Genomic DNA, 20595 nt, shown 5'->3' on the forward strand with positions numbered 1-20595 from the left:
CAGGGACCGGTGCGCTCTGACCCTGGCCGTCGCTGCGCTGGGAGCGCGACGAGGTGCTGCGCGAGCAGGTCGCACTGCTGCGCCAGAACTTTCCCATGACCCTGGTGGCCTCCCTGGCCACGGCACTGGGCACGATGTGGGTGATGGACGGCGCGGTCGACCCGCAGGCGCTGACGGCCTGGCTGATCTCGCATGTGCTGGTCGTGATGGGGGTCTATCTCTCGCTGCGCAGCATGGACCCGACGACCGATCCCGCCCGCTGGTCGGCCTATAAGCTGATGGCCTGCATGGCCGGCATGGGCCTGAGTTGGGGCGGCCTGGGCCTGGTGGTGATGCACTGGGGCAACGCCAGCAGCGTGGTCTATGCCATTGGCATCGTCAGCACGGTGTCGTCCGGCGCCCTGGGGCTGGGAGCACCGCTGTACCGCGCCTACCTTGTCTACCTGAGCTGCGCCATTGGCAGCGTGCTGCTGGCCATTGCCCTGGCAGGTGGGCCGGTGCTGTGGCCCGCGCTGTTCCTCGTGCTGGTGTATTTCAGCCTGACCTGCATGCAGGCCAGCACGGCCGATACAGCCACCCGCCGCAGCATTGCCCTGAAATTGGAAAACCAGCGCCTGGTGGGAGAGCTGCGCGCCGAGTCCCAGCGCGCCCAGGCGGCGCAGCAGATCGCCGAAAAAGCCGATCGCGACAAGTCGCGTTTCCTGGCGGCGGCCAGCCACGACCTGCGCCAGCCGCTGCACGCCATGGGGCTGTTTCTGGAGAGCCTGCAGCGCAGCCCGCTGAACGCCCACCAGCAGACGGTGCTGGACCATGCCCACGCCGCATCCAGCGCAGCAGCCGAAATGCTCACCACCTTGCTCGACTACTCGCGGCTGGAGGCTGGCGTGGTCAAGGTGCGCCCGTCGGCATTTGCCGTGCAACCCCTGCTCACGGCCCTGGAGCAGGAATTTGGCGTGCAGGCCGACAACGCACGCCTGGTGTACCGCACCCGCGAGACCTCACTGGCCGCGCATGCCGACCGATCACTGGTGGGCCTGGTGATGCGCAACTTCATCTCCAACGCGCTGCGCTACACCACCCGGGGCGGCGTGCTGATTGCGTGCCGCCGGCGCGGCCAGCGGGTGGCACTGGAGGTGTGGGACACCGGAATCGGCATTCCCCAGCACCAGTGGGACGACATTTTTCAGGAGTTCCTGCAGCTCGACAACCCGGAGCGCGACCGGCGCAAGGGCCTGGGCCTGGGCCTGGCCATCGTGCACCGGCTGGTGAACGAGATGGGGGGCACAACTGTCGAGTTGCGCTCGCAACCGGGCCGGGGCTCGGTGTTTCGCCTTTGGATGGATGCGTGGGACGGCGCGCTGGAGGATGAAGCCGCGCCGCTCCCCGAAGACCGCAGCCTGGAGGGCCTGCATGTGCTGGCCATTGACGACGACGAGGCGGTGCTTCTGGGAATGCAGTCGCTGCTGCAAAGCTGGGGTTGCCACTGCACCGTGGCCGGCTCGGGCGCCGAAGCACTGAAGCACCTGGGCGACGACACCCCCGATCTCATCATCACCGACTTCCGGCTGCGCCATGAGGAAACCGGCAAGCAGGTGCTGCAGGCACTGCGCACGCACCTGGGCACTGCGGTGCCGGCCATCATCATGACGGGGGACACCTCGCCCCAGCGCCTACGCGATGCGCAAAGCACATCGGCCCTGCTGCTGCACAAGCCGGTTTCCACCGGCCAGCTGCGCGAAGCCATGGTGCAGCTCATCACCCAGCCGCAGCCCATCAACGCGGCTACAACCAGCGGCGCAGCAGGCCCATGATCTTGTCGAAGCGCGCGCCGTAAGGCGGGTAGAACAGCGAGCCCATGGCCCAGCGGGACTGCACCAGCACCGCCTTCTGGTGGCAAAAGCGCAGAAAACCCTGCTCGCCGTGGTAGGCGCCCCAGCCGCTGTCGCCCACGCCGCCAAAGGGCAGGTTGTCATGGGCGATGTGCATCAGCGTGTCGTTTACCGTGACGCCACCGCTCACGGTGCGGCGCAGCACATCGTCACGCACCGCATCGCTGCGGCCAAACCAGTACAGCGCCAGCGGGCGGGGCCCCGCGTTGATGTGGGCCACGGCCTCGTCCAGCCGCTCGTACGAAATCACGGGCAGGATGGGGCCAAAAATCTCCTCCTGCATCAGCGCCATGGCGGGCGTGGCGCCAAACACCAGCGAGGGCAGCATCTGGCGGCTGGCCCCGTCGCCCAGCGTGCCCACAGTGGCCGCCACGGGTTTGCCGCTGGCGGGGTCGATGGTGTGCACCTCGGCGCCCTGCGTCTGGGCCTGCTGCAGCATGGTGCGCAGCCGCGCATAGTGGCGCGGCGTGATGATGGAGGCGTAATCGGGGTTGCCCTCGATGCTGGGAAACAACCGCGCCACCGCGGCCTGGTAGGCCTGGGAGAACTCGGCCTCGCGCCCGCGCGGCAGCAGCACGTAGTCGGGGGCAATGCAGGTCTGGCCTGCATTGAGCAGCTTGCCATGGGCAATTTTGAGCGCGGCGTCCTGCATGTCGCAATCGGCATCCACAATGCACGGCGACTTGCCCCCCAGCTCCAGCGTGGTGGGCGTGAGGTGCTGCGCCGCTGCCTGCGCCACCTTGCGCCCCACTGCGGTGGAGCCGGTGAACACCAGGTGGTCGAACGGCAGCGATGCCACCAGCGCTGCCGTGGCCGCGTCGCCCTGCACCACGCAAAACTCATCGGCTGCAAAAAACTGCGCCACCAACAGGGCCAGCTGGGCCGATGTGTGGGGTGTGAGCTCGCTGGGCTTGAGCATGACGCGGTTGCCCGCCGCCAGCGCCGTGATGGCGGGGGCCAGCGCCAGTTGCACGGGGTAGTTCCAGGGGGAAATGACGCCCACCACGCCCAGCGGCTGGCGCGCGATCCAGCCATGCGCAGGCTGCAAAAAGAGGGGCGTACGCACCTTCTGGGGCTTCATCCAGCGCGCCAGATGGCTCAGGGTGTGCGACAGCAACGTGCGCAGCACAAAAAAATCGGCCACCTCGGTCAAACGCGGCGAGCGCATGCCGAAATCGGCCTGCACGGCGGCGGCCAGCACGGGCCCGTGCTCATCGAGCATCTTTTGCACGCGCAGCAGGCGCTCGCGACGCACCAGCAGGGGCACGTCAATGTGTGCCCGGCTGGCCTGGTACTGAAGGTCAAAATGGGCGCGAATGTCGTCAGGTGTCATGGCCGCCATCATAGAAGACAGTCCAATGTCCCCGTCCGGCGCCTGCAGCGCCCCTGCGGCGGCGTTCAGGGCCGCCAGAAGCCAGACGCCCGGTGCTGCTGGCAGGCAGCGCTAGCGCTCTTCGCGGGGTTCGCGCGGCTCCACATCCACCACCTCGTCGGCGCCGGGCAACACGCCTGCGCGACGCGAGGGGGTGTCGGCGGCGGGCGCGGTGCGCGTGGCCGACCAGCGCTCGGTGGAACGGTAAACCGTACTCCAGCCCGTGCGCGGATCCACCCGCATGGTCCAGGGCGTTACCGGCCGACCGGTGAGGCGCGCCCAGGCCGCACGCAGCCCCCAGGCCAGCGCCAGCACCAGCACGGCGGCCAGCAGGCTCAGAAACATCACCAGCCCGGCAACCACCACCACGGCCCGGATGAGCCAGCGGGTCAGGCCCGCCAAAAAATCATTCAAACAACCTCCTCGGTTCTCAGCCTTTGGGCGATGGGCAGGGATGTCCACTACCCACTGTCAACCACCAAAATTTATGCCAAATGTGCCGCTAGCGCTTATCCATAAAGCGCTAGCAGCTATCATTTTTGATAATTAAAATTGCCTGCCGCTCAGACCGGCGCGGATGCTCCAAAGTGGAACACCCCGGGCTCCAGCACCGGGTCCACGCTGACCTCGATGCGGCTCTTGGGCGGGAAGCGCCCTTCGAGCAGCAACTTCGACAGCGGGTTCTCGATGCGCTGCTGGATGGCACGCTTGAGCGGGCGCGCACCAAACACCGGGTCGAAGCCGACCTTGGCCAGCTCGGCCAGGGCGGCGTCGGACACCTGCATTTCCAGGTCCATCTTGGCCAGGCGCGATTGCAGCAGCTGCAGCTGGATCTTGGCGATCGAGGCAATGTGCGCCGCGTCGAGCGCATGGAACACCACGGTCTCGTCGATGCGGTTCAAAAACTCGGGGCGGAAGTGGTTCTTCAGCTCGCCCCACACCGCTTCCTTGATGTCGTCCGAGTCCTGCCCCACCATGGCTTGGATCAGGTGCGAGCCGATGTTGCTCGTCATCACGATCACGGTGTTCTTGAAGTCCACGGTGCGGCCTTGGCCGTCGGTCAGGCGGCCATCGTCGAGCACCTGCAAGAGCACGTTGAACACGTCGGGGTGGGCCTTTTCCACCTCGTCGAGCAGCAGCACGGAATACGGCTTGCGGCGCACGGCTTCCGTGAGATACCCGCCTTCTTCGTAGCCTACATAGCCCGGAGGCGCGCCAATCAAGCGCGCAACGCTGTGCTTTTCCATGAACTCGCTCATGTCGATGCGGATCAGGTGCTCTTCGCTGTCAAACAAAAAGCCCGCCAGCGCCTTGCACAACTCGGTCTTGCCCACACCCGTGGGGCCGAGGAACAGAAAACTGCCCGTGGGCCGGTTCGGGTCACTCAGGCCCGAGCGCGAGCGCCGGATGGCGTTGGCCACGGCGGCAATCGCCTCCTCCTGGCCCACCACGCGCTCGTGCAGCTTGGTTTCCATCTGCAAGAGCTTGTCTTTTTCGCCCTGCATCATCTTGGCCACGGGGATGCCCGTGGCGCGGCTCACCACCTCGGCGATTTCTTCGGCACCCACCTGGGTGCGCAGCAGGCGGTTGGGGGCAGACACGCCATCGGTGCCGGCCTCCTGGGCCTGGGCTTCCTTGAGCTGCTTTTCCAACTCTGGCAGCTTGCCGTATTGCAGCTCGGCCACCTTGTTGAAGTCGCCCTTGCGCTTGAGTTCTTCGATCTGCAGCTTGACCTGCTCAACCTGCTCGCGCACATGCTGGCTGCCCTGCGCCTGGGCTTTTTCAGCCTGCCAGATCTCGTCGAGGTCGGCGATTTCTTTTTGCAGCGACTCGATTTCTTCCTCGATCAGGCCAAAGCGCTTTTGCGAGGCTTCGTCCTTCTCGCGGCGCACGGCCTCGCGCTCAATCTGCAGCTGGATCAGTCGGCGGTCGAGCTTGTCCATGACCTCGGGTTTGGAGTCGATCTCGATCTTGATCTTGGACGCAGCCTCGTCGATCAGGTCAATCGCCTTGTCGGGCAGGAAGCGGTCGGTGATGTAGCGGTGCGAGAGCTCGGCGGCGGCGACGATGGCCGGGTCGGTGATCTCCACGCCGTGGTGTACCTCGTATTTTTCCTGCAGGCCGCGCAGGATGGCAATGGTCGCCTCCACGGTGGGTTCGCCCACCAGGATCTTCTGGAAGCGGCGCTCCAGTGCGGCGTCCTTCTCGATGTACTTGCGGTATTCGTCGAGCGTGGTGGCGCCCACGCAGTGCAGCTCGCCACGGGCCAGCGCAGGTTTGAGCATGTTGCCCGCGTCCATGGCGCCTTCGGCCTTGCCCGCGCCCACCATGGTGTGCAACTCGTCGATGAAGACGATGGTTTGCCCTTCGTCCTGTGCCAGCTCCTTGAGCACGGTTTTCAGGCGCTCTTCGAACTCGCCGCGAAACTTGGCGCCGGCCAGCAGCGCTGCCATGTCGAGCGAGAGCACGCGCTTGCCCTTGAGGCTTTCAGGCACCTCACCGGCCACGATGCGCTGCGCCAGACCCTCGACGATGGCGGTCTTGCCCACACCGGGCTCGCCAATCAGCACGGGGTTGTTCTTGGTGCGGCGCTGCAGCACCTGGATGGCACGGCGGATCTCGTCATCACGGCCGATCACCGGGTCCAGCTTGCCCATGCGAGCGCGCTCGGTCAGGTCGATGCAGTATTTTTTCAGGGCCTCGCGCTGGCCCTCGCCCTCGGCGCTGTCCATCTTCTGGCCACCGCGCACGGCGTCAATGGCGGCTTCGAGGCTCTTGCGCGTGAGACCGTTTTCCTTGGCAATGCGCGCGGCATCGCCCTTGCTGTCGATCACGGCCAGCAGAAACAGCTCGCTGGCGATGAACTGGTCGCCGCGCTTGATGGCTTCTTTTTCAGTGGCTTGCAGCACGCGGCCCAGCTCGGGCCCGCCCTGCACCTGATCCTGGCCCTGCACGGAAGGCAGCCGCTTGACGGCAGCCTCGGCCGCAGCCAGCAGGCCGGGCACGTTGGCACCCGCGCGCTGCAACAGTGCCTTGGGGCCGTCGTCCTGCTTGAGCATGGCCACGAGCAAGTGCACGGGCTCGATATAAGCGTTGTCATTGCCCAGCGCAATGCTCTGGGCATCGCTCAGGGCTTCCTGGAACTTGGTGGTGAATTTGTCGAGACGCATGGTCCATATCCTCCGAATTGCAGAGCACTTGAGGCAGGGTGTGCCTGATTTCAAGACAGCACGCAGGCCAGAACTTGTGCCAGGTCAACCAACCCAAGGGCGCTGGCACCCCCTTGTAAACCCATTTTTCCATGACCACCGGCGCTTGACCAGCGGGGAACAGCAACTGCGGATCCGGTTCGCCAAGGCGGCGTGCAAATCCACCCGTCGGCATTGCGCGGGGCATGGATGCCGTTTATTTGAAACGGCACCCCATTGCCCGGCCCAAAAAAAAGGCGCAGGCGGAAAACCGCCTGCGCCTGTCGCGTCACGCCAAGGTTCTACTTGGCGGGCACAACAATCACGGTGTCGCCCGTTTTGCCATCAGCGCCCGCTTCGCCCTTGGCACCGTCGTAACCGGTGGCACCCGTGGCGCCAGACGCACCGGTGGCACCGGTAGAGCCCGTGGAGCCCGTGGCACCGTCATAGCCGCTCGCACCCGTGGCGCCGGTAGCACCGGTGGGGCCTGGAACACCCACCGTGGAGCCGGTAGCTCCGGTGGCACCCGTGGCACCCGCAGGGCCTGCCGGGCCCGGAACCACCACCACCGGTGCAGCGACCGGCGGGGTTACAACGGTTTTTTCGCAAGCGGCCAGACCGAAAGTGGCAATCAGGGCGGCAAGCAGTAGGGAATTTTTCATGGAAACCTTGTAGGGAGGGGATAGACGCACATGACGATGAAACTGCGCGCGGAGTTTCTTTCTTGCCAAGACCTTCAACAGTCATTGACAAGCTGTGGCGCAAATCTACAGAAAATGCCCACGCGGCCCTGTAGGACGAACCGACGCCTGCGTGTCATTGTTCAGGCCGATTCAGCCCGCCTCCAGGCTGGATGGGTGTCCGGTCGGGTAAAAGCTGTTTTTCCGTCCCAACGCCAGCGCTGCGCCCCACGGCGCCCCAATCACCGTGCGCTGGCCACCGGACGGCCGAATGTGGCGACGCGGCCGCACCAGCGGCGTGGCTGTGCTCGCGGGTCCGCAGGGCGACGCCAGCGCCAGCACTTAGCGGTCGACGGCCCCTCAGGCGTTGCGTGCGTCGATGCCCCAGCGCGCAAGGGCGGCATCGTCGCTCACGCGCGCATCCACCCAGCGGGCTCCCTGCGCGGTTTCTTCCTTTTTCCAGAACGGCGCCTGGGTCTTGAGGTAGTCCATCAAAAACTCGCATGCCTGAAAGCTCTGGCCCCGGTGGGCGCTGGTCACTGCCACCAGCACGATCTGGTCGAGCGGCTGCAGCAGCCCCACGCGGTGGATGATGCGGGCGCCAAAAATATCAAAGCGCCGCATGGCCTCGTCCACCATCGCCTCGATGGATTTTTCGGTCATGCCGGGGTAGTGCTCCAGTTCCATGGAGGCCACGGCATCGCTGTCTTGCGCCGCCCGGCCGCCCGAAGGCGCAAGCGCCCCTTCGGAGGGCAGCGAGGACACGGACGTGCCGAGCGTGGGGGCCACGGTACGGTCACGCACGGTGCCGACAAAGCTGCACACCGCACCCACGCCCTTGTTCTCGTGGCGCAGCGCGGCAATTTCGGTGGAGACGTCAAAGTCCTCGGTCTGGATGGAAACGCGGGGCAAGGTCATGGCAAAAAGCTCTCTACAGGGCGAAATGACGGCAGGGGACGGGGCGCGGCCCACCCCTCAAGGCGAGCGGTGCAGGCGTGGCGCTGCCAGCAGTGCGCACTCTTCTTCCACCACCTTGTTCAGTTGCGTCAGCGCGGGCGATGGGGGCAGCTGGGCCAGCAAGGCTTGCAGGCGGGTGACATCACCGACGGTCGGGGCCACCTTGATCTGCGCGATGGCGGCGGTCAGGTTGCCGCCCCGAACCAGGGCGAGCACCTTGGCGGGCCATTCACTTTTGTTGCGTGCCATAAATTGTGAAATAGGTTTGTCTGTACGATTCGCCCGCACTGTACCCGCACTGCACAACCACCCCTTCTTCGCCCATGGCCACACAAACGATTCAGACACCTCTGTACAAGCTCTATCCGTCGCCGCGCAACCTGCACCGCGATATCTTCGAGCACCAGGTTTTCGTGCCCTACCCCTACGCCATCATTGACCTGGATGTCATGGAGCTTTCGGGCAAGACCACGCTGTTTGCTGCCTGTCGGCTTTCCGACATGAAGATGGGGCAGTTGGTCACCTTCGATCTGGCACCCGATCAGGCGAAGTTTGAGCGTCTGTTCACACCCGACTGAACCACGCCCATGCACGACGACAACCAGATTTTCGTTCCGCCGTCTTTCATGGCCGTGTTCACCGATGCCCGTGGGCGGCTCACTGAAAAGGCCGACGCCGTGCGCACGCGCTACGAGCTGTGCGAAGACCTGGCCGGCCACCTGGTGGAACATGCGCAGACGCTCTACCACGTGCAGGCCCCTTCAGAGGCCGAGATTTTGCGGCGCATCCATGCCGGGCTGTGCACGGCCGAATCCGGCGTATCAACGGCCGAGGCGACCTGGATCGTCACGCGGCTCGCCGAACTGCTGGTGTGGCCATGCCCCGACCTGGTTGTACCGCCGCCAGAGCAGCCTGCCGCGCCCGAGGTGCCCTGAACTCGAACTACCCTGAACCTGCAGGTGCTGCCCGTTGCTGCCCGGCAGCCCGGTTGCGTGCCCGGCGCTTACCTGTCAGCCACCGGTGACCGGCGGAAAGAAGGCAACCTCTGCCCCGTCGGCCAGCGCGGCCGATTCATCGCTCAGCGTCTGGTTGAGCGCCATGCGCACGGCCTTGCCGCGCGCCAGGCTGTCGGCATGGGGGCCACCGCGCGCAATGAGCTCGTCGCGCAGCGCGCCCAGGGTGGCGGCAGTGGTTTGCACCGGCTCTAGCCCGGTGCCGATCGCCTCGCGGATGGATGCGAAATAGCGCACGGTAATCTTCATGACAGCAGCTCCGAAAACGCAATAAACCGCACGGTGTCACCCGCTGCAATGGTCTGGCCGGCCGGGTTGTCCACCACACCGTCGCCCCAGGCGGCCGAGGTGAGCACGCCCGAACTCTGGTTGTTGAACAGGTCCAGCCCACCCGTGGCGTTGTGCCGCACGCGCAAAAATTCGCGGCGTTTATCGGCCTTGGGCCAGGTGAAATCAGCGCGGGCAGCTATGGTTTGAGGAGCAACAACAGAGGCTCCCTGCAGCCGCAGCACAAAGGGCCGCACCAGCAACGCAAAGGTCAGAAAGCTCGACACCGGGTTGCCTGGCAGGCCGATGAAGTGCGCTGCGCCCCCATCGCGTGGAATCTGGCCGTAGGCAAACGGCTTGCCGGGTTTCATGGCGATCTGCCACAAATCGAGCGTGCCCAGCGCCTGAACGGCGGGCTTGATGTGGTCTTCCTCGCCCACCGACACACCGCCGCTGGTCAGGATCAGGTCGTGCGCGCTGCTTGCCGCGCGCAGGGCCTCGATGGTGGCGTCGCGCCGGTCGGGCACGATGCCGAAATCGGTGACCTCGCAGCCCAGGCGCAGCAGCATGGCGCGCAGAAAAAACCGGTTGCTGTTGTAGATGGCGCCGGGGCGCATCTGCTCGGGCGGCACATCGCCGGGCATGACCAGCTCGTCACCGGTGGAAAACAGCGCCACGCGCGGGCGGCGGGCCACCTGCAACTGGTGAAGGCCGATGCTGGCGGCCAGGCCCAGCTCGGCTGGCGTGAGGCGCGTGCCGGCTGGCAACACCACGGCGCCGCGCGTGATGTCTTCACCGGCACGGCGAATCCACTGGGCCGGCCGGGGAACGGCATTGATGCGCACCTGGCCCAGGCCATCGCCGGCGGCAAGGGCTTCGCAGTCCTCCTGCATGAGGATCGCATCGGCGCCCGCAGGCACGGGGGCGCCGGTGAAAATGCGCGCTGCCGTGCCGGGCTGCAGGGGCTCGCCCGCGCTGCCGGCTGCGATGCGCTGCGACACGGGCAGTTCAACACCCGCAGCCGCCACATCGGCGCAGCGCACGGCGTAGCCATCCATGGAGCTGTTGTCGTTGGGAGGCACCTGCAGGGCCGAGATGCAGTCCTGCGCCAGCACGCGGCCGTCGGCGTCGAAGGTGGTGACGGTGTCGGTGCCGGGCAGCACCGCCGCGTGCGCGAGCAGCTCGGCCAGCGCCTCATCCAGCGGTTTCAGCGGTTTCATTGGGGGGCGCATGGCAACAGGTCTCCGTGCAGGTCCCATTGGTAATCAAAGCGGTCGGCGCACTGCAGCAGCCAGTCCACCACCTGCGCGGGCGCATTGAGGTCAAGCACGGGCAGCCCGGTGGGCACCGGCAGGCTGTGCGGGGCGTCGGTGGCCACAGCGACCACAAAATCGTCTTCGGGGTAGCGCACCGGCTTGGCAGGGCGTCCGGGCTCGGGCGCGCGCCACACTTCGACCTTGGGCAGATCGCTGTCCTTGAAACCCTCCACCAGCACCCAGTCCACGCCCTGGTACAGCTCGGCCAGCAGGTGGTGCACGGTCAGCGTGGCGGGTTGCTCGAATTCGCGCACCAGCATAAGGCGCTTGTCGGAGGCAGCCACCACTTCGAAGGCCCCGGCTTCGCGGTGGCGGTACGTGTCCTTGCCAGGGTGGTCGATGTCGAAACTGTGGTGGGCGTGTTTCACCACCGAAACGCGCAGGCCCCTGAGGCGCAGCTCGGGGATCAACTGCTCGACCAGCGTGGTTTTTCCGCTGCCGGAGAAGCCGGCAAAGCCTACAACCTTCATCCAATGCTCCTGTGAATAGCTATGCTATTTATAGCTGCCAGCGCTTATCAGAAAAGCGCTAGGGGCATTTTTTATTCAAAATGTTGCTGTGCCGCACTTCCGACAGGCAATCACTGGCAGTGCTGTTCGATGTAGGCCTTGACCTGCTGCACATCGGCGGGCATGACCTGCACGCGCTTGGGCAAGGCCTCGATGCCGGCAAAGCGATCGGGGCGCTCGGGGGCATGGCCAAGGGCCTCCTGAATGGTTTCGGCAAACTTGATGGGCAGGGCTGTTTCCAGGACGATCATGGGCACGCTGCCGTCACCCCGGTGCTCGCGCGCCACCTTCACGCCATCGGCGGTGTGGGTGTCGATGGTCACGCCAAAGCGGCTGTAGGTGTCGCGGATGGTGGCCAGGCGGTCAGCATGGGTGCTCTTGCCGCTTTCAAAGCCGTATTTGGCTGCAGCGTCGGCAAACAACGGCTCTGCGCTCAGGTCGAAGCGACCATAGGTCTGCAAGGCGGCGCTGAACAGGGCCTTGGTGCGCTGGCCATTGCGGCCCAGCAGGTCGAACACGAAGCGCTCGAAGTTGCTGGCCTTGCTGATGTCCATCGAGGGGCTCGATGTTTCGTGCGTGTCGGCACTGCTGCGCACGCGATAGACGCCGGTGCGAAAGAACTCGTCGAGCACGTCGTTCTCGTTGGTGGCCACCACCAAGCGGTCAATGGGCAGGCCCATGCTGCGCGCCACATGGCCGGCGCAGATGTTGCCGAAGTTGCCGCTGGGCACGGTGAAGCTGACCTTCTGGTCGTTGGGATTCGCCGACGGGCCGCCCCTAGGCGAATCAACCCCCTCGGGGGGCAGCGAGGACACGCCAGTGCCGAGCGTGGGGGCCGGGTGTTCAGTGGCTTGGATGTAGCCGGCAAAGTAGTACACCACCTGCGCCAAGAGGCGCGCCCAGTTGATGGAGTTGACGGTGCCGATCTTGTACTTGCGCTTGAAGTCGAGGTCGTTGCTGACGGCCTTGACGATATCCTGGCAGTCGTCGAACACGCCTTCGATGGCGATGTTGTGGATGTTCTCGTCCTGCAGGCTGAACATCTGCGCCTGCTGGAAGGCGCTCATGCGGCCGTGCGGGCTGGTCATGAAGACGCGCACGCCCTCTTTGCCGCGCATGGCGTATTCGGCTGCACTGCCGGTGTCGCCGCTGGTGGCGCCCAGGATGTTGAGCTGTTCACCGCGGCGCTTGAGCTCGTACTCGAACAGGTTACCCAAGAGCTGCATGGCCATGTCCTTGAAGGCCAGCGTGGGGCCGTTGGACAGAGCTTCGAGCCACAGGCCGTCTTCGAGGTGGCGCAGCGGCACGATCTCGCCGGTGCCAAACACTTCGGCGGTATAGGTCTTGGCGCACAGGGCCTTGAGGTCGGCGGCAGGAATGTCGTCGATATAGAGCGACAGGATCTGAAACGCCAGCTCGGCGTAGCCCTGCTCGTGGTAGGCCTTGCGCAGTTGGGTCAACTTGGCGTCGTCGATCTGCGGGTAGTGCTCGGGCAGGTACAGGCCGCCGTCGGGCGCCAGGCCTTCGAGCAGGATGTCGCAAAAGTGTTTGCGGTCCGGGTGGCCGCGCGTGGAAAGGTACAGCATGGCGTTCGTCCTGCGTGTTGGGCTTAGTTCAGCTCTTCCTTGCGGATACGGGTGATGGGCGCCAGCACCGTAGGAAGCTGCTGCATCTGGGCGATGGCATCGTTCATGGTGCCTTCGCGCGTGTCGTGCGTGAGGATGATCAGATCGGTTTGCGTGGAACCTTCGCCCCCCACCTCGTCCGCTTCGCGCTGCAGCACCGCGTCGATGCTGATGCCCGCATTGGCCAGGATGCCGGTGACCTTGGCCAGCACGCCGGCCTGGTCGGCCACGCGCAGGCGCAGGTAATAGCTGGTGACCACTTCGCTCATGGGCAGCACGGGCAGCTCGTTCATGGCCTGGTCTAGGGTGTGCGGCTGGAAGGCCAGGTGCGGCACGCGGTTGAGCGGGTCCACCGTGTGCAGGCGCGTGATGTCCACCAGATCGGCGATCACGGCGCTGGCGGTGGGCTCGGAGCCCGCGCCCTTGCCGTAGTACAGCGTGGCGCCCACGGCGTCGCCCTGCACCACCACGGCGTTCATGGCACCTTCCACGTTGGCGATCAGGCGCTTGGATGGCACCAGGCTCGGGTGCACGCGCAGCTCGATGCCCCCGGCGGATTTGCCGGCGGCGTCGGTTCTTTCCACCCGCTTGGTGATGCCCAGGAGCTTGATGCGGTAGCCCAGCTGCTCGGCGTATTTGATGTCGGTGGCGCTGAGCTGGGTGATGCCTTCCACATAGGCCTTGTCGAACTGCACCGGGATGCCAAAGGCGATGGCACTCATGATGGTGACCTTGTGCGCGGCGTCCACGCCTTCGATGTCGAAGGTGGGGTCGGCCTCAGCATAGCCCAGGCGCTGCGCCTCTTTCAGCACCACATCAAAGTCCAGGCCCTTGTCGCGCATCTCGGACAAGATGAAGTTGGTGGTGCCGTTGATGATGCCCGCCAGCCACTGGATGCGGTTGGCCGTGAGGCCCTCGCGCAGCGCCTTGATGATAGGGATGCCACCGGCCACGGCCGCTTCAAAAGCCACCATCACGCCCTTGGCCGATGCTGCGGCAAAGATCTCGGTGCCATGCACGGCCAGCAGCGCCTTGTTGGCGGTGACCACATGCTTGCCTGCGGCAATGGCTTCGAGCACCAGTGCCTTGGCAATGCCGTAGCCGCCAATCAGCTCGATGACGATGTCGATGTCGGGGTTGGCGATGACGGCGCGTGCGTCGCTCACCACCTGCACGCCCTCACCCACCACTTTCCTGGCGCGCTCCACGTCGAGGTCGGCCACCATGGTGATCTCGATGCCCCGGCCCGCACGGCGGCGGATTTCTTCCTGGTTGCGTTGCAGCACGTTGAAGACGCCGCTGCCGACGGTGCCAATGCCCAGCAGGCCTACTTGGATCGGTTTCATGGGGAATTTACCAGTCAAAATGCGCCGCAGCGCTTTATCTATAAGCGCAAGCAGCTATCAAAAAAGAGTTTTATTCGGTGCCGCACCGCTTGCGGTACTGCTCGAGAAAGCGCGCCACGCGGCCAATGGCCTCGCGCAGGTCGTCCTCATGGGGCAGGAACACGATACGGAAATGATCGGGCCAGGCCCAGTTGAAGCCCGTGCCCTGCACCAGCATCACCTTGGTCTCCTGCAGCAGCTCCAGAAAGAACTGCTGGTCGTCCTTGATCGGATAAATCACCGGATCTAGGCGCGGAAACATGTACAGCGCCGCCTGCGGCTTCACGCAGGTCACCCCGGGAATGGCGGTGATGAGCTGGTAGGCCAGGTCGCGCTGCTTGCGCAGGCGGCCGCCCTCGCCCACCAGTTCGTTGATGCTCTGGTAACCACCCAGCGCGGTCTGCACAGCCCACTGACCGGGCACGTTGGCGCACAGGCGCATGTTCGAGAGCATGTTCAGGCCCTCGATGTAGTCGCGTGCGGGCTTCTTGTCGCCCGACACCACCAACCAGCCGGCCCGGTAGCCGCAGGAGCGGTAGCTCTTGGACAGCGAGTTGAAGGTGAGTGTGAGCACGTCCTCGCTCAGGCTGCCCAGCGCGGTGTGGCGTGCGCCGTCGTACAACACCTTGTCGTACACCTCATCGGCAAAGATCACCAGCCCATGCTCGCGGGCGATGGCAACGATGCCCTTGAGCAACTCGTCCGAATACAGCGCGCCCGTGGGGTTGTTGGGGTTGATCACGACAATGCCCTTGGTTCTGGGCGTGACCTTGGAACGGATGTCATCGAGGTCGGGCATCCAGCCATTGGCCTCGTCGCACAGGTAATGCACGGGCGTGCCGCCCGACAGGCTGGCCGCCGCCGTCCACAGCGGGTAGTCGGGCGAGGGCAGCAGCAGCTCGTCACCGGTGTCGAGCAACGCATTGGTAGCCATCACGATGAGCTCGCTGGCGCCGTTGCCCAGATAAATGTCGTCGAGCGTGACGCCCTTGATGCCCTGCTTTTGCGTCTCGTGCATCACGGCTTTGCGCGCCGCGAAAATGCCTTTGCTGTCCGAGTAGCCTGCCGAGTTGGGCAGGTTGCGGATCATGTCCTGCTGAATCTCTTCGGGCGCATCAAAGCCAAACACCGCCAGGTTGCCGATGTTGAGCTTGATGATCTTGTGGCCGTCTTCCTCCATCTGCCGGGCCGCGTCCATGATGGGGCCCCGGATGTCGTAGCAGACGTTGGCGAGCTTGGCGGATTTGTGGACGGTTTTCATGGACTGACTTTGAAATGCGGTGGGGTCAGAGACCTGCCAGCGCCCCGGGCGCTCTGGCGAAACCTATAATTTGACCACAGATCGACGGCACCCCGAGGCCCAAACGCCCGTGAATGCCGCTCCTGCAAAGCCCCAGCCCGTGGCCTGCGCCAACCCACCCAGCCTTCGCATGAAATTCCAGCCCGAACCCTCCTCCGCACAGACCATCCGTGCCTACGGCCCCGGCTGGATCGGCATAGATGCAGAAAAAATCACCACCAGCATCATCCTGGGCTCGGGCGGCCTGCGCATGGTCTGGCCGTGCGCCCGGTTTGAAGACCTTACGCCCGATCATTTCGCCCAGCTAGCCACCCTGGAGGCGGAGCTGATCATCTTTGGCAGTGGCGTGCGCAACCGCTTCCCGCCGCCGGCCTGGCTACAGCCACTGATGGCCCGGCGCATGGGCCTTGAAACCATGGACACCCCAGCGGCCTGCCGCACCTACAACATCCTCGCCAGCGAAGGCCGCAACGTGGTGGCGGCGCTTGTACTGGAAACACCGGTGGCCTAGAACGCGTTCGCGATCCTGGACAGAGCCCGCGGATTGGCCTTGGTGGCGTTTTCAGGGTAAAATCACCGGTTGCGGTCGGGGGCACCACCAAAATCAATAACACCCAGCTCCCCCGGCTTATCAACGACTACATCCTGAGAGATTGAAGTGATATGGCGATCGTTGTCAACAAACCCCTCCCTGAATTTGAAGCCAACGCGACCGGTGGTATCAAGGTCTCCAACACCTCCCACCTCGGCCAGGTTGTTGTTTTGTACTTCTATCCCAAGGACAACACGCCTGGATGCACCACGGAAGCCATGCAGTTCCGGGACAAGTACAAAGATTTTGCAAAAATTGGCGCTGCCGTTTTCGGCGTTTCGCGCGACAACATGAAGTCGCACGACGAGTTCAAGGAGAAGCTGGAGCTGCCCTTCGAGCTCATCGCCGACACCGAAGAAAAAATGTGCCACATGTTCGGCGTGGTCAAGAACAAGATCATGTACGGCAAGAAGGTCAAGGGCATTGAGCGCAGCACCTTCCTGATCGGACCCGACGGCATTTTGCAAAATGAATGGCGTGGTCTCAAAGTGCCAGGCCATGTGGACGAAGTGCTCAAGGCCGTCAAGTCCATCAAGGCCTTGAAAAAGGCCGCCTGAAACCCTGCGTTGCATGGCCCCTCACGCGGATCGCAAAGCTGCTGCGCAATCCGACACAGTGAATGGGCATAATGGTTCGATGCACCTGAAAACAGCCACGCTTTTTTCCTCCCCCAAAGCCGCCTTGGTCTCCAGGCGGCTTTTTGCTTTCTGAACACCCTACTCTGCCCAAGGCCCTGCCAACATGCCCCTGCCTCCCGCCCCCAGCCGGCGCGCTGCCATCCTCGCGCCAGAAGCCTACGAAGCAAGTGCGCGCACCCGTCCCGTTGATAAAACGCACCCCGAGGTGGAGACAAGGGTTGAACCTGCCAGCCGCAGCGGTCGCAAAACCGAACGCAGCCAGGCTGCTGCCGCGGAACTGGCACCAGCGCCCGCAATGATTCAGGTTGAAACCAAATCGCGCGCACCAGCCCCTTCCCAAGAGCCCGCCGCTGCCCCCGCACCAGTGGCGCGCCGCGCCACCAGTACCCGCAGCAGCACCGGCACCAGCAAACCTGCTCCCGGCGCGCCGGCAGCACCCGTTGCAGCGCGCAGCAAAAAGGCAGCGCCACAGGGGCCCGCCAAGTTGTTTGTGCTGGACACCAACGTTCTGCTGCACGACCCGACCAGCCTGTTCCGCTTCGAAGAACACGACATCTTCCTGCCGATGATCGTGCTGGAAGAACTCGACGGCCACAAGAAAGGCATGACCGAAGTGGCGCGCAATGGCCGCCAGACCAGCCGCACACTGGATGCACTGGCTGGTGTCCATGGCGCCGACATCGCGCACGGGCTCAAGCTCGACTCCACGGGCCAGCGTGCTGCCGGCGGGCACCTGTTCTTTCAAACGGCTCCTCTCGACTACAGCCTGCCCACCAGCCTGCCGCAAGGCAAGGCCGACAATCAAATTCTGGGTGTCGTGGAGGCCCTGCGCAAGCTGCATGCACCGCGCGAGGTGGTGCTGGTGTCCAAAGACATCAACATGCGGGTCAAGGCCCGCGCCCTGGGCCTGAACGCCGAGGATTACCAGAACGACAAAACGCTGGAAGACGGCGACCTGCTCTACTCCGGCGTGTTGGCCCTGCCCACCGATTTCTGGGTCAAGAGCGGCAAAAACGTGGAAAGCTGGCAAAGCGGCGCACACACCTACTACCGCATAGGCGGCCCCACCGTGCCGCAACTGATGATCAATCAGTTTGTCTACTTTGAGGCACCGGGCGAGCCCAGCCTGTTTGCCCGTGTCAGCGAAATCCGTGAGAAGACGGCAGTGCTGCAGACGCTCAAGGACTATGGCTCGGCCAAGCACGCAGTGTGGGGCGTGACTACGCGCAACCGCGAGCAGAACTACGCCATGAACCTGCTCATGGACCCCGAAGTCGATTTCGTCACTCTGACCGGCACGGCTGGCACCGGCAAGACCCTGCTGGCGCTGGCCGCCGGCCTCACGCAGGTGCTGGATGATCGCCGCTACACCGAAATCATCATGACCCGCGCCACCGTGAGCGTGGGCGAGGACATCGGCTTTCTGCCCGGCACCGAGGAAGAAAAGATGGGCCCCTGGATGGGCGCTCTCGACGACAACCTTGAATTCCTGGCCAAGGGCGATGGCGGCAACGCGGGCGAATGGGGCCGTGCCGCCACCAACGAACTCATCCGCAGCCGCATCAAGATCAAGAGCATGAACTTCATGCGAGGCCGCACCTTCCTGAACAAATACGTGATCATCGACGAGGCGCAAAACCTGACGCCCAAGCAGATGAAAACGCTGATCACCCGCGCCGGCCCCGGCACCAAGATCATCTGCATGGGCAACCTGGCACAGATCGACACACCCTACCTCACCGAAGGTTCGTCGGGCCTCACCTACGCGGTGGATCGATTCAAGGGCTGGCCGCACAGCGGGCACATCACGCTGGCACGCGGCGAGCGCTCGCGCCTGGCAGATTTTGCCAGTGAGGTGCTCTGAGCATGGCCGTGGGATGGGTTACTGCCCTCAAGCTGGTGCCCTGGGGCGACGTCCTGGAGGCGACGCCCCAGATTTTGCAGGCGGCCAAAAAGCTGCTGGGCAGCACACGCCAAGGCACGGCAGATGCGGCTGCCGGCACGCTGGCGGGTGCGGGCGATGCAGCCACACCCCCGGTCGCCCTTCAGCTGCAGCAATTGCGCGAGCGGGTGGCGCGCCTGGAGCAGGAACAGCAGGAATCTGCCGTCCTGATCCAGTCCCTGGCAGAACAGAATGCCCAGGCGGTACAGGCGGTGGAAGTGCTGCGCCTGCGCAACCAGCGCCTCACGGCGGCCATCGCGCTGCTGGGGGCGGTGTGCGCCGGGCTCATCGTGTGGGCACTGCGGCAGTAGCGCCGGCGGCCAACGCAAAAAAGCTATTATTTTGATAGCTGCTAGCGCTTGTAAATCAAGCGCTAGTAGCTATTTTTACTAGAAATCGTCGCCCGAACCCATCGCCAGGCTCTCAAAGCGCGTCTGCGACTTCTGGAAGTACAGCTTCACGGTGCCAGTGGGACCGTTACGCTGCTTGCCGATGATGACCTCGGCCACGTTCGGCTCTTTGCTGTCCTTGTTGTAGTAGTCGTCGCGGTAGATGAACATGATGATGTCGGCATCCTGCTCGATGGCGCCCGATTCGCGCAGGTCACTCATCATGGGGCGCTTGTCGGTGCGCTGCTCTACCGAACGGTTGAGCTGCGACAGCGCAATCACCGGACACTGCAGCTCCTTGGCCAGCATCTTCAGGCCCCGCGAAATTTCACCCAGCTCGGTGGCCCGGTTTTCGCCCTGAGAACCGCTAGAGCCACTCATCAGCTGCAAATAGTCCACCACGATCAGGCCCAGCTTGCCGCACTGGCGCGCCAGGCGCCGCGCATTGGCGCGCAGCTCACTGGGCGTAAGACCCGGTGTTTCGTCGATGTGCAGCGACACCGTGCGCAACTTTTCGATGGCTTCGGTCAGGCGCGGCCATTCTTCATCACTGAGCTTGCCGGTGCGCAGGTTGCCCTGGTTGATGCGACCAATCGAGCCCACGATACGCACCGCCAGTTGGGCAGCGCCCATTTCCATCGAGAAGATGGCCACAGGCAGGCCTTCGTTCAGCGCCACATGCTCGGCAATGTTCACCGCAAACGCCGTTTTACCCATGGACGGGCGCGCAGCCAGCACCACCATGTCGCCGGCCTGCAGGCCCGAGGTCATGCGGTCAAGGTCGACAAACCCCGTGGGCACGCCAGTGATGTCGTTGGGGTTGTCCGCCATCTCCTGAACGCGGTCGAGCAGGTCCACCACCAGGGTGTCCATGGCCTGAAAGCCCTGCTTCATGCGCGAGCCCTCTTCACCGATGTTGAAGATTTTTTGCTCGGCCTCGTCGAGGATCTTGTCCACCGGCTTGCCCTGCGGGTTGAAGGCGTTGGTGGCGATTTCGTCGCTGGCCGTGACCAGCTTGCGCAGAATGGCCCGCTCGCGCACGATCTCGGCGTAGCGGCGGATGTTGCTGGCGCTGGGCACATACTGCGCCAGGTTGTTCAGATATCCCAGCCCCCCAATTTCCTCGGCCTTGCCCAGCCCCTGAAGCTGCTCATACACCGTGATCACGTCGGCAGGCTTGCTGGCATTGATCAGGCCGCCGATGGCGGCGTAGATCAGCTTGTGCTCGTAGCGATAGAAATCGCCGTCTTTGAGCAGATCGCCCACGCGGTCCCAGGCGTTGTTGTCCAGCAGCAGCCCGCCGAGCACGCTCGACTCTGCCTCGATCGAGTGCGGAGGCACGCGCAGCTGGGCAATCTCGCGGTCCGGCATGGGCGGTGCGAAACCGTGGTCATCGAGCGGGGGGAAAACAGCAGACATGGGATTCCTTGGGGCAAGCCTTCAATGCTAGCGCAGAGCGGCCTGACGGGATGGGGACAAGCCTGTGGATAACCACGGGGAAGGCTGTGGGTTGCCCTGTATGGTTGCACCGCA

At 64.4% G+C, this 20595-nt stretch carries 20 protein-coding genes; 7 read left to right on the forward strand and 13 right to left on the reverse strand.

Annotated features, from left to right (window positions below; all coding sequences use genetic code 11):
• The first annotated feature begins 53 nt into the window (after positions 1-53).
• Positions 54-1811 (forward strand): hybrid sensor histidine kinase/response regulator, encoded by a 1758-nt coding sequence (locus DTW89_RS04420; RefSeq protein ID WP_236637027.1) that lies wholly within the window; start codon positions 54-56, stop codon positions 1809-1811.
• On the opposite strand, the gene DTW89_RS04425 is transcribed toward DTW89_RS04420, so the two are convergent.
• From DTW89_RS04425 to DTW89_RS04450, 6 genes are all read right to left on the reverse strand, one after another.
• Positions 1783-3222: a coniferyl aldehyde dehydrogenase gene (locus DTW89_RS04425; RefSeq protein WP_114655089.1), complete on the reverse strand. Its 1440-nt coding sequence runs from the start codon at positions 3220-3222 to the stop codon at positions 1783-1785. The two genes, DTW89_RS04420 and DTW89_RS04425, sit on opposite strands and share 29 nt — an antisense overlap.
• A gap of 111 nt (positions 3223-3333) precedes the next feature.
• A complete protein-coding gene (locus tag DTW89_RS04430) occupies positions 3334-3675 on the reverse strand; it encodes a hypothetical protein (protein WP_114655045.1) in 342 nt (113 codons plus the stop codon).
• Between the two features lie 149 nt (positions 3676-3824).
• A complete protein-coding gene (clpB, locus tag DTW89_RS04435) occupies positions 3825-6431 on the reverse strand; it encodes an ATP-dependent chaperone ClpB (protein WP_114655046.1) in 2607 nt (868 codons plus the stop codon).
• Between the two features lie 320 nt (positions 6432-6751).
• Positions 6752-7111 (reverse strand): collagen-like protein, encoded by a 360-nt coding sequence (locus tag DTW89_RS19885; protein WP_024814446.1) that lies wholly within the window; start codon positions 7109-7111, stop codon positions 6752-6754.
• Positions 7112-7489: 378 nt separating this feature from the next.
• Entirely contained in the window at positions 7490-8047 is a 558-nt protein-coding gene (locus tag DTW89_RS04445; protein WP_024814445.1) for a molybdenum cofactor biosynthesis protein MoaE, read from the reverse strand.
• 57 nt (positions 8048-8104) lie between these two features.
• Positions 8105-8335 (reverse strand): hypothetical protein, encoded by a 231-nt coding sequence (locus tag DTW89_RS04450; protein ID WP_024814444.1) that lies wholly within the window; start codon positions 8333-8335, stop codon positions 8105-8107.
• 74 nt (positions 8336-8409) lie between these two features.
• Between DTW89_RS04450 and DTW89_RS04455 the strand changes: the two genes are divergently transcribed.
• Both DTW89_RS04455 and DTW89_RS04460 read left to right on the forward strand, forming a co-directional pair.
• On the forward strand, positions 8410-8664 hold the full coding sequence (locus DTW89_RS04455; RefSeq protein ID WP_024814443.1) for a hypothetical protein: 255 nt from the start codon (positions 8410-8412) through the stop codon (positions 8662-8664).
• A gap of 9 nt (positions 8665-8673) precedes the next feature.
• A complete protein-coding gene (locus DTW89_RS04460; protein WP_111865456.1) occupies positions 8674-9021 on the forward strand; it encodes a hypothetical protein in 348 nt (115 codons plus the stop codon).
• A gap of 75 nt (positions 9022-9096) precedes the next feature.
• Here DTW89_RS04460 and moaD read toward each other — a convergent pair whose 3' ends face one another.
• The 6 genes from moaD to DTW89_RS04490 all read right to left on the reverse strand — a co-directional run bounded on the left by moaD (position 9097) and on the right by DTW89_RS04490 (position 15462).
• A complete protein-coding gene (gene moaD, locus DTW89_RS04465) occupies positions 9097-9348 on the reverse strand; it encodes a molybdopterin converting factor subunit 1 (protein ID WP_024814441.1) in 252 nt (83 codons plus the stop codon).
• Positions 9345-10586, reverse strand: a complete 1242-nt coding sequence (locus DTW89_RS04470; protein WP_442858094.1) for a molybdopterin molybdotransferase MoeA — start codon at positions 10584-10586, stop codon at positions 9345-9347. Before DTW89_RS04470 ends, moaD begins: the two co-directional genes overlap by 4 nt.
• A complete protein-coding gene (mobB, locus tag DTW89_RS04475) occupies positions 10583-11152 on the reverse strand; it encodes a molybdopterin-guanine dinucleotide biosynthesis protein B (protein WP_114655048.1) in 570 nt (189 codons plus the stop codon). The genes DTW89_RS04470 and mobB overlap by 4 nt, the downstream gene beginning before the upstream one ends.
• A gap of 110 nt (positions 11153-11262) precedes the next feature.
• Positions 11263-12777 carry a threonine synthase gene (locus tag DTW89_RS04480; protein WP_114655049.1) on the reverse strand — a complete coding sequence of 505 codons (1515 nt, stop codon included), beginning with the start codon at positions 12775-12777 and terminating at the stop codon, positions 11263-11265.
• A 23-nt stretch (positions 12778-12800) separates the two neighbouring features.
• On the reverse strand, positions 12801-14162 hold the full coding sequence (locus DTW89_RS04485) for a homoserine dehydrogenase (protein WP_024814437.1): 1362 nt from the start codon (positions 14160-14162) through the stop codon (positions 12801-12803).
• Between the two features lie 70 nt (positions 14163-14232).
• Positions 14233-15462, reverse strand: a complete 1230-nt coding sequence (locus tag DTW89_RS04490) for a pyridoxal phosphate-dependent aminotransferase (protein ID WP_024814436.1) — start codon at positions 15460-15462, stop codon at positions 14233-14235.
• A 169-nt stretch (positions 15463-15631) separates the two neighbouring features.
• Between DTW89_RS04490 and DTW89_RS04495 the strand changes: the two genes are divergently transcribed.
• The 4 genes from DTW89_RS04495 to DTW89_RS04510 all read left to right on the forward strand — a co-directional run bounded on the left by DTW89_RS04495 (position 15632) and on the right by DTW89_RS04510 (position 18984).
• Complete coding sequence (locus DTW89_RS04495) at positions 15632-16012, forward strand: Mth938-like domain-containing protein (RefSeq protein ID WP_111865465.1); 381 nt, start codon at positions 15632-15634, stop codon at positions 16010-16012.
• 152 nt (positions 16013-16164) lie between these two features.
• On the forward strand, positions 16165-16650 hold the full coding sequence (locus tag DTW89_RS04500) for a peroxiredoxin (protein WP_024814434.1): 486 nt from the start codon (positions 16165-16167) through the stop codon (positions 16648-16650).
• Positions 16651-16834: 184 nt separating this feature from the next.
• Positions 16835-18595 carry a PhoH family protein gene (locus tag DTW89_RS04505; RefSeq protein ID WP_114655050.1) on the forward strand — a complete coding sequence of 587 codons (1761 nt, stop codon included), beginning with the start codon at positions 16835-16837 and terminating at the stop codon, positions 18593-18595.
• Positions 18596-18597: 2 nt separating this feature from the next.
• Positions 18598-18984, forward strand: a complete 387-nt coding sequence (locus DTW89_RS04510; RefSeq protein WP_114655051.1) for a hypothetical protein — start codon at positions 18598-18600, stop codon at positions 18982-18984.
• Positions 18985-19062: 78 nt separating this feature from the next.
• Here the strand turns inward: DTW89_RS04510 and dnaB are convergent, their stop codons facing one another.
• On the reverse strand, positions 19063-20481 hold the full coding sequence (gene dnaB / locus DTW89_RS04515) for a replicative DNA helicase (RefSeq protein WP_114655052.1): 1419 nt from the start codon (positions 20479-20481) through the stop codon (positions 19063-19065).
• Between the last annotated feature and the right edge of the window lie 114 nt (positions 20482-20595).

Origin of the sequence: Acidovorax sp. BoFeN1, from assembly GCF_003345135.1 — a bacterium.
Lineage (GTDB): Bacteria > Pseudomonadota > Gammaproteobacteria > Burkholderiales > Burkholderiaceae_C > Acidovorax > Acidovorax defluvii.

Coding starts and splice junctions, on each gene's coding strand:
- DTW89_RS04470 (WP_442858094.1), bottom strand. CDS start 10,586: ATGAAACCGCTGAAACCGCTGGATGAGGCGCTGGCCGAGCTGCTCGCG.
- mobB (WP_114655048.1), bottom strand. CDS start 11,152: ATGAAGGTTGTAGGCTTTGCCGGCTTCTCCGGCAGCGGAAAAACCACG.
- DTW89_RS19885 (WP_024814446.1), bottom strand. CDS start 7,111: ATGAAAAATTCCCTACTGCTTGCCGCCCTGATTGCCACTTTCGGTCTG.
- DTW89_RS04495 (WP_111865465.1), top strand. CDS start 15,632: ATGAAATTCCAGCCCGAACCCTCCTCCGCACAGACCATCCGTGCCTAC.
- dnaB (WP_114655052.1), bottom strand. CDS start 20,481: ATGTCTGCTGTTTTCCCCCCGCTCGATGACCACGGTTTCGCACCGCCC.
- moaD (WP_024814441.1), bottom strand. CDS start 9,348: ATGAAGATTACCGTGCGCTATTTCGCATCCATCCGCGAGGCGATCGGC.
- DTW89_RS04510 (WP_114655051.1), top strand. CDS start 18,598: ATGGCCGTGGGATGGGTTACTGCCCTCAAGCTGGTGCCCTGGGGCGAC.
- DTW89_RS04425 (WP_114655089.1), bottom strand. CDS start 3,222: ATGACACCTGACGACATTCGCGCCCATTTTGACCTTCAGTACCAGGCC.
- DTW89_RS04485 (WP_024814437.1), bottom strand. CDS start 14,162: ATGAAACCGATCCAAGTAGGCCTGCTGGGCATTGGCACCGTCGGCAGC.
- DTW89_RS04500 (WP_024814434.1), top strand. CDS start 16,165: ATGGCGATCGTTGTCAACAAACCCCTCCCTGAATTTGAAGCCAACGCG.
- DTW89_RS04445 (WP_024814445.1), bottom strand. CDS start 8,047: ATGACCTTGCCCCGCGTTTCCATCCAGACCGAGGACTTTGACGTCTCC.
- DTW89_RS04460 (WP_111865456.1), top strand. CDS start 8,674: ATGCACGACGACAACCAGATTTTCGTTCCGCCGTCTTTCATGGCCGTG.
- clpB (WP_114655046.1), bottom strand. CDS start 6,431: ATGCGTCTCGACAAATTCACCACCAAGTTCCAGGAAGCCCTGAGCGAT.
- DTW89_RS04450 (WP_024814444.1), bottom strand. CDS start 8,335: ATGGCACGCAACAAAAGTGAATGGCCCGCCAAGGTGCTCGCCCTGGTT.
- DTW89_RS04455 (WP_024814443.1), top strand. CDS start 8,410: ATGGCCACACAAACGATTCAGACACCTCTGTACAAGCTCTATCCGTCG.
- DTW89_RS04490 (WP_024814436.1), bottom strand. CDS start 15,462: ATGAAAACCGTCCACAAATCCGCCAAGCTCGCCAACGTCTGCTACGAC.
- DTW89_RS04480 (WP_114655049.1), bottom strand. CDS start 12,777: ATGCTGTACCTTTCCACGCGCGGCCACCCGGACCGCAAACACTTTTGC.
- DTW89_RS04505 (WP_114655050.1), top strand. CDS start 16,835: ATGCCCCTGCCTCCCGCCCCCAGCCGGCGCGCTGCCATCCTCGCGCCA.